Here is a 7,803-nt window from a genome sequence, read left to right as displayed (position 1 = left end):
GCCGGTGCGCGGCACGCGCCCCGAGAGAGCGAGACGCGCGAGTGCCGCACCGCCCCCGGATCATCGAAGGAACCGGGGACGGCGGGGTCTTACAAGCCCTGGGCCAGGCGGTAGTACGCCTGGTTCCAGCGCAGCTCGCTCTGGAAACCGCGGACCGTCGTGTCCTCGTCGATGACGACGAGCTCGGTCTTGGCGATCTCGGCGAAGTCGCGGAACACCTCGATACCCACGGCCGTCGTCATGACGGTGTGGTGCGCGGCTCCCGCGGCGAGCCAGCAGCCGGCCGAGGTCGCGAAGTCGGGGGCGGGCTTCCACACGGCGCGCCCGACGGGGAGCTTCGGCAGGTCGGGGGCGTCGACGTTCTCGACGACGTTCGCCACGAGGCGGAAGCGATCGCGCATGTCGCTCATCGCGACCACGAGCGCGGGGCCGGGGTCGGCGGTGAAGACCAGGCGCACCGGGTCGTCCTTGCCGCCGATGCCGAGCTCGTGGATCTCGAGGCGCGGCTTCTTCGTGGTGAGCGAGGGCGAGACCTCGAGCATGTGGGCGCCGAGGATGCGCTCGGAGCCGGGGACGAGGTCGTACGTGTAGTCCTCCATGAGCGACGCGCCGCCGGGGAGGCCGGCGCCCATGACGTTCGCGACGCGCACGAGGATCGCCGTCTTCCAGTCACCCTCGGCGCCGAAGCCGTAGCCCTCGGCCATGAGGCGCTGCACCGCGAGACCGGGCAGCTGCTTCAGCGCGCCGAGGTCTTCGAACGACGTCGTGAAGGCGCCGAAGCCGCCCTCCTCGAGGAAAGAGCGCAGGCCCAGCTCGATCGCGGCGCCGTCGCGCAGCGACTGGTGGCGTGCGCCGCCGGGGAGCAGCTCGTCCACGACGTCGTAGCTGTCGACGTACTCCTGCACGAGCGCGTCGATGTCGGCATCCGATGCCTTCTCGACGGCCTCGACGAGCTCGTTGACGCCCCACGTGTTGACCTGCACGCCGAAGCGCAGCTCGGCCTCGGTCTTGTCGCCCTCGGTGACCGCGACGAAGCGCATGTTGTCGCCGAAACGCGCGAGCTTGAGGGTGCGGGCGGCGGTCCAGCCGGCGGCGGCGCGCTCCCAGTCCTCGATCCGCTGGCGCACGGCCGGGTTCGACACGTGGCCGACGACGGTCTTCCGCGAAACGCCGAGGCGCGTCTGGATGTACCCGAACTCGCGGTCGCCGTGGGCGGCCTGGTTGAGGTTCATGAAGTCGAAGTCGATGTCGTTCCACGGCAGCTCGACGTTCGCCTGCGTGTGCAGGTGGAGGAGCGGCTTCTGCAGGGCGTCGAGGCCGGAGATCCACATCTTCGCAGGGCTGAAGGTGTGCATCCACGCGATCACGCCGATGACGTCATCGCGGCCGTTGATCTCGAGCGCCATGCGGCGGATGCTGTCGGAGTCCTTCAGCACGGGCTTCCAGACGACCTTCACCGGGAGGCCGTTCAGCCCCTCGACGACGGCCTGCGACTGCTCGGCGACCTGCTTCAGGGTCTCTTCGCCGTAGAGGTTCTGGCTGCCGGTGACGAACCAGACCTCGTAGCCGTCGAGGTCGTTCTTGAGCTTCGTGCGGGTCATTGCTGTTCCTTTTCGAGTGTTCAGAGGGATGCCGCGGCGGCGGCCTCGACGGCGAGGCCCGCGCGGTAACGGTCGAGGTAGGCCGAGAATCCGGCGACGTCCGTCGGGTCGGGGTCGGCGGTGGTGATGGGTGCGTCGGCGAAGACCACCTCGGCCAGGTAGGTATCGAGGTCGCGGCCCGCGCCGTCGGCGACGTAGGCCGCGAGCACGGCCATGCCCCACGCGCCGCCCTCGGACGCCGTCTCGGCGACCGCGACGGGAGCGTCGAGCGCCGCCGCGAGGAAGCGCTGCGCGACCCCCGCGGTGCGGAACATGCCGCCGTGGGCATACATCTTGTCGAGGCCAACGCCCTCGGCGTGCAGCACCGCCATGCCGAGCGCGAGCGTCCCGAAGACGCCGTACAGCTGCGCGCGCATGAAGTTCGGCAGGGTCAGGCGGCTGTCAGGCGTGCGGACGACGAGGGGGCGTCCTTCGTCGAGACCCGCGATGGGCTCTCCGGCGAGGTGGTTGTAGGCCAGCAGCCCACCGGCGTCGGGCTCACCCTCGAGCGCGGCGGAGAAGAGCACCGCGTAGGTGGCATCCGGGGTCTGCGGCACGCCGGCCGCGGCTGAGAAGGCGGTGAACATGTTCGCCCACGCGGCCAGCTCGCTCGCGCCGTTGTTGCAGTGCACCATCGCGACCGCATCGCCCGAGGGCGTCGTGACGAGGTCAAGTTCGTGGTGCACCTCGTCGAGCGGGCGCTCCAGCACGACCATCGCGAAGATGCTCGTGCCGGCGCTGACGTTGCCCGTGCGGGGAGCGACGGCGCCTGTGGCGACCATGCCGGTGCCGGCATCTCCCTCGGGAGGAGCGAACGGGATGCCAGGGCGCAGGGTTCCGGTCGGGTCGAGGAGCTGTGCCCCGTCGTCGGTGAGGTTCCCCGCCGCCGTTCCCGCCACGAGCACGCGCGGCAGCAGATCGTTCAGCGCCGGGACGCGACCGGCGGCGAGTGCGTCGTAGCGGGCGACCAGCTCGGCGTCGTAGTCACGCGTGGCGGAGTCGATCGGGAACATGCCCGAGGCATCCCCCACACCGAGCACCTTCTCGCCCGTGAGCTTCCAGTGGACGTACCCGGCGAGCGTGGTGAGGAAGCGGATCTCGGGCACGTGCGGTTCGGCATCGACGACCGCCTGGTGCAGGTGCGCGATCGACCACCGGAGCGGGATGTTCACACCCAGCAGCTCGGTGAGCTCGCTGGCTGCGACACCGGTGTTCGTGTTGCGCCACGTTCGGAAGGGCGCGAGCATCTCGCCGTCGGCGTCGAACGCGAGGTAGCCGTGCATCATCGCCGAGACCCCCATCGCCGCGTAGCGCTCGGGAATGACGCCGTACCGCTGCTGCACGTTCTGCACCAGCTCGGCGTAGGCAGCCCGGAGGCCCGACCACACGGCATCCAGAGAGTAGGTCCAGAGCTTGTCGGCGTAGACGTTTTCCCACTCGTGGGAACCGGTCGCGAGCACCTCGGCGTCGGGGCCGATGAGGCACGCCTTGATGCGGGTCGAGCCGAGCTCGATGCCCAGCGAGGCGCGGCCCTGCTCGATGAGGGCGGTGAGTTCGGCGTTCATCGGCGGTCGTCCGTGCTCTGTCCGTAGACGTTCTGGTAGCGGTTGTAGAGGGCGTCGATCTTGTCCTGGGGGATCGGGATGAGGGGGCCAGCCTCGCGCGCGATGTGCACGGTGCGGGCGACGTCTTCGAGCATGACGGCGGCCTTCACGGCATCCTTCGCCGTCGCCCCGATCGTGAACGGGCCGTGGTTCTGCATGATCACGCCGCGCGAGCGGTGGCCGCGCAGGGTCTCGACGATGCCGCGGCCGATCGAGTCGTCGCCGATGATCGCGAACGGGCCGACCGGGATGGGGCCGCCGAACTCGTCGGCCATGGCCGTGATGACGCAGGGGATCTCCTCGCCGCGGGCCGCCCACGCGACGCCGTAGGTGGAGTGCGTGTGCACGACCCCGCCGACCTCGGGCATGTTCCGGTAGACGTACGCGTGCGCCGCGGTGTCGCTCGAGGGGCTGCGCTCGCTGCCCGGGGTGCCGGGGATCGCGTTGCCGTCGAGGTCGCACAGGATCATGTCCTCGGGGGCCAGGTCATCGTAGGAGACGCCCGAGGGCTTGATGACGAACAGGTCGGCGCCGGGGACGCGGCCCGAGACGTTGCCGCCGGTCCAGACGATGAGGTTGTAGCGCACGAGCTCGGCGTGCAGCTTCGCGACGTCGGCGCGGACGGCGTCGATCGCCTCCTGCACCTCGGGCGCGAACGTGGCGGCAGCGGACACGCGGGTCTCCTTCGACTCTCTCGGTAGCGGGTTCCCGAGTCATGTTACCGGTAACATCGCGGGATGGCGAGAGGCGGATGCCACTGCCCGCGGTCGCGCGCGTGCCGGGCTCCGGAGATTTCGAGCGGGCGGGCCGACGGACGTGCGGCTTTCCGCGGGGCACGTCGGCGAACGGTGCCGAATCTCCGGAGTTTCGCACGGGATGCGCCGACCCGGGGTGCCGCGCACACCCGCACAACTCCTGCAGAACAGACCCCGGGATGCCACCTCCCCGACGGCTGAGCCGGATCGCCGGACTTGTGCCCGCCGCCGACCCGGCGGCAGCCGCGGGGCAGCAGCGCGGGGCCGCCGCCGACGCGGCACCCTCGCGGGGCGTCAGCGCGGCGCGGCGGTCGACGCGCGCGGCACCAGCACCGGCTGCGCGGGAGCCGTCGGCTCGTCGCCCAACACCCGCGCCACCGCCTCCGCCGCCTCGCCCTCGACGTCGAGGCGCACCGTGGTGAGCGCGGGCGTGTAGAAGGCGGCATCCGGGTTGTCGTCGAAGCCGGCGACCGAGACGTCGGCCGGAACCGTGATCCCACGGGCGGCGAGCCCCGCCATGAGCCCGAGTGCCATCTGGTCGTTGGCGACCGCCACCGCGGTGGCACCGCGGCGCACGTGCGCGGCCACCGCGTCGGCGACGGCCGCACCGGAGCCGGCACTCCAGTCCCCCTCGACGCGCCCCTCCCGCGCGAGCCCGCGCCGGGCCAAGGCATCGGCGACACCCGCCGTGCGCGCCAGGGCTTCGCGCCAGTCCGGCGGGCCGGCGACCTCGACGATGCGGCGATGTCCGAGGTCCGCGAGATGATCCACGACGAGGGCGGCCGCGTCGCGCTGGCGAATCCCCGACTCGCCGTACAACGGCACGAGCGGCACGTCGTACCCCTCGAGAGGAGTGGCCCCGTGAGCCGCGACGAGCACGATCCCGTCGACGCCCTGGTCGAGCAGGTGCCGCACGGCCGCGTCGATGTCGGCCGGGTCGTCCGAGTCGGTGTACGCGGTCGAGATCCACCGTCCCCGGGCGCGCGCCGCCCGCTCGAGAGCGGCGATCCCCGCCGACGGTCCGTGCAGGACGGCATCGGATGCCACGACCCCCACGGTGCGGGTGAGGCTCGTGCCGAGCGCCCGCGCGGCGTTGTTCACGCGGTAGTCCAGCGCCGCGACAGCGGTGAGGACCCGCTCCCGCGTGGCATCCCGGATGCCGGGGTAGTCGTTCAGCACGCGAGAGACGGTCTGCGGCGAGACCCCGGCGGCCTCGGCGACCTCGCGCATACCGATGCGCTTGCCTCCGCTGTCGCCGCTCATGGTCCCTCACAGTAGCGCCGCGCAACCCCCTCGGTCGTCCGCGGGTGTTCGTTGTGCTCTGGGGGCATGACCGAGCCGACCGGCATCCCACCCCTGCACGAATCACCTCTCGCGCGCGCGATCGGTGCGGTCCTCGCCGGGTCCTTCGCGGCCGTGCAGCGTCTGCGCCCACCGCGCCCCATCCACAGCCGCGGAGTCGTGCTCCGCGGTGAGATGCGCTGGATTCCGGATGCCGAGTCCGCCGGCGTCACCTTCATCGACCACGCGCCGCCGGGGCCGGTGCCGGCCATCGCGCGGGTGTCGCGGTCGCTCGGGCTGCCCGCGCCGCTGCCCGACATCATCGGGCTCGCGGTGCGGGTGGATCTCGCGGAGTGGGATCGGGGGACGGCGGGGACTCTGCGCGGGGAAGCCCCCGGACGGCAACCGGGCGCTGCCTCGCCGATGAACGACAAGACGGGCCCGGCCTCGCCCGTCGCTGATGTCGAACTCGCGTCCGCCGGGTGGAACGTCCCCGCGCGCTTCCTGCTGCTGCCCCACCGCCGTGCCGAGCGTGCGCGCCTGGGATCGCTCCTGCCGTTCCGCGGCACGCGCGGCGCCGTCCTGCTCGTGGCCCGCACCGCGTCGGGGCGACCGCCCGCGACGGATCCGCGTGAGCTCGACGGGGCGGACGACACGCCGTGGGTCCTCACGCTCGGGCACGCCACGCCGGCGGGCCCATGGCATCCGTTCGCTCGACTCGTCCTGCGCCTCGACCCCGACCAGGACGACCGCGGCCTGCGGTTCGACGCCGTGCGACGACCGATCCCGGGCGCGCGATGGCCTGCGTGGGTGCGGGCGGCGCGGCAACCGTCGTACGCGAGGGTGCAGCCGGACGACGCCGAGATCCGAACGCCGACGACTCAACCCGCGGCGGCCGGGACGTAACGCGGCACACCCTCGACGTCCCCCTCGCGTGCCCAGGTCATCCCCTCGGCCTCGACGAGATCGGTGACGACATCGACCTCGACGTCGCGGTGGAAGGTCGGGGCATCCAGACGGATCAACGGCATGGCGCGACGCTACGGATCGAGGCGCGACGCGACCAGCCCGTTGACGCGACGGATCACTCCTGCGCGCGCAGTGCCGCCACCACGTCGTAACGCTCGCGGATCTCGGGCCGGTGATCGGCGTCGACCGCGCGGGTCGTCGCCACGGTCCAGTCGACCGGGCCGCCGGCGAGAACCCCCGCCGCCTGCCGTGCCGCGCCGAGCGCGACGTACTCCCCCGCGGCGGGCACGACGATCTCGGCGTCGAACACCTGCGCCGCGATCCGCGCGACGCCCTCGTTGGCGGCGGCACCGCCGATGAGCAGCACGCGACGGACCTCGACGCCCTGCGCCTGGATCGCCTCGAGCCCCACGGCGAGGCCGCTGAGCATGCCCTCGATCGCCGCGCGGGCGAAGTTCGACCGGTTCGTGGATGCCAGGGTCAGCCCGGTCAGCGACGCCTGCGCGTGGGGCAGGTTGGGGGTGCGCTCCCCCTCGAACCACGGCACGAGCACGACGCCACCGGCACCGGGCTCGGCCTCGAGAGCGAGGGCGCCGAGTTCGTCGTGCGAGACGCCCAGCAGGCCCGCGAACGCGTCGAGAACGCGCGCGGCGTTGAGCGTGGCGACCAGCGGCAGGAACTTCCCCGTCGCATCGGCGAACCCGGCGACCGTGCCGGTGGTGTCACGGGTGGGCGCGTCGGCGACAGCGAAGACGGTGCCCGAAGTCCCGAGCGAGACGACGACATCGCCCACTCCTGCACCGAGGCCGAGTGCGGCGCCTGCATTGTCCCCGGCCCCCGGGCCGACGAGCGCACCACCGTCGAGCGTGCCCGCGCTCTCCCACGGACCGAGCACGCGCGGAAGCACCGCCTCGTGGCCCAGCGCGCGGGTGAAGAGATCGAGGGCGTACCCGTCCGCCCCCCAGTACGCGGTGCCCGAGGCGTCGGACCGGTCGGTGACGAGCTCCTCCAGCACGGCGTTGCCGGGGCCAAATCCGCGCAGACGCCAGGTCAGCCAATCGTGCGGCAGAGCGACCGCGGCAACGCGTACGGCGTTCTCGGGCTCGGCATCCCGCAGCCAGCGCAGCTTCGTGCCCGTGAACGAGGCGACCGGCACCGCGCCGGTACGCTCGGCGTACTCGGCCGCACCGACCTCGTCGATGAGGTCGCGCGCCGCCTGCGCCGAGCGGGTGTCGTTCCATAGCAGCACGTCGCGGATGACCGCGCCGTCCGCGTCGAGCACGACCATGCCGTGCTGCTGGCCGGCGATCGAGACCGCGGCGACGTCGTCGAGGCCGCCGGCCTGGCCGATGGCATCCTGCAACGCGACCCACCACGCCTCGGGATCGACCGACGTGCCGGCCGGGTGCGACGCACGCCCCTCGCGCACCACGCGCCCGGTCTCGGCGTCGACGACGACGACCTTGCACGACTGCGTCGACGAATCGACTCCCATGACGAGCGCCATGCTCACTCCCTCTGTTCGCGCCGCACCGGTGCGGCATCCCGTTCAGT

The 7,803-nt window shown here is 72.3% G+C and carries 7 protein-coding genes; 1 reads left to right on the top strand and 6 read right to left on the bottom strand.

The window, feature by feature from the left end:
• Positions 1-89: 89 nt before the first annotated feature.
• The 4 genes from araA to P2P98_RS00980 all read right to left on the bottom strand — a co-directional run bounded on the left by araA (position 90) and on the right by P2P98_RS00980 (position 5,262).
• Positions 90-1,601, bottom strand: coding sequence for an L-arabinose isomerase (gene araA / locus P2P98_RS00995; RefSeq protein ID WP_275796334.1), 1,512 nt, complete (start codon positions 1,599-1,601; stop codon positions 90-92).
• Positions 1,602-1,621: 20 nt separating this feature from the next.
• A complete protein-coding gene (locus P2P98_RS00990; protein WP_275796333.1) occupies positions 1,622-3,205 on the bottom strand; it encodes an FGGY-family carbohydrate kinase in 1,584 nt (527 codons plus the stop codon).
• A complete protein-coding gene (locus P2P98_RS00985) occupies positions 3,202-3,918 on the bottom strand; it encodes an L-ribulose-5-phosphate 4-epimerase (RefSeq protein ID WP_275796332.1) in 717 nt (238 codons plus the stop codon). The genes P2P98_RS00990 and P2P98_RS00985 overlap by 4 nt, the downstream gene beginning before the upstream one ends.
• 375 nt (positions 3,919-4,293) lie before the next feature.
• Complete coding sequence (locus P2P98_RS00980) at positions 4,294-5,262, bottom strand: LacI family DNA-binding transcriptional regulator (RefSeq protein WP_275796331.1); 969 nt, start codon at positions 5,260-5,262, stop codon at positions 4,294-4,296.
• 66 nt (positions 5,263-5,328) lie between these two features.
• On the opposite strand from P2P98_RS00980, the gene P2P98_RS00975 reads away from it, so the two are divergent.
• Positions 5,329-6,186, top strand: coding sequence for a hypothetical protein (locus P2P98_RS00975; RefSeq protein ID WP_275796330.1), 858 nt, complete (start codon positions 5,329-5,331; stop codon positions 6,184-6,186).
• On the opposite strand, the gene P2P98_RS00970 is transcribed toward P2P98_RS00975, so the two are convergent.
• Positions 6,162-6,311, bottom strand: a complete 150-nt coding sequence (locus P2P98_RS00970; RefSeq protein ID WP_275796329.1) for a hypothetical protein — start codon at positions 6,309-6,311, stop codon at positions 6,162-6,164. The two genes, P2P98_RS00975 and P2P98_RS00970, sit on opposite strands and share 25 nt — an antisense overlap.
• 53 nt (positions 6,312-6,364) lie before the next feature.
• Entirely contained in the window at positions 6,365-7,756 is a 1,392-nt protein-coding gene (xylB, locus tag P2P98_RS00965) for a xylulokinase (RefSeq protein ID WP_275796328.1), read from the bottom strand.
• Positions 7,757-7,803: the final 47 nt, after the last annotated feature.

It is taken from the genome of Microbacterium sp. Kw_RZR3 (genome assembly GCF_029222405.1).
Lineage (GTDB): Bacteria > Actinomycetota > Actinomycetes > Actinomycetales > Microbacteriaceae > Microbacterium.
This window is presented reverse-complemented; position numbering and strand designations above follow the sequence as displayed.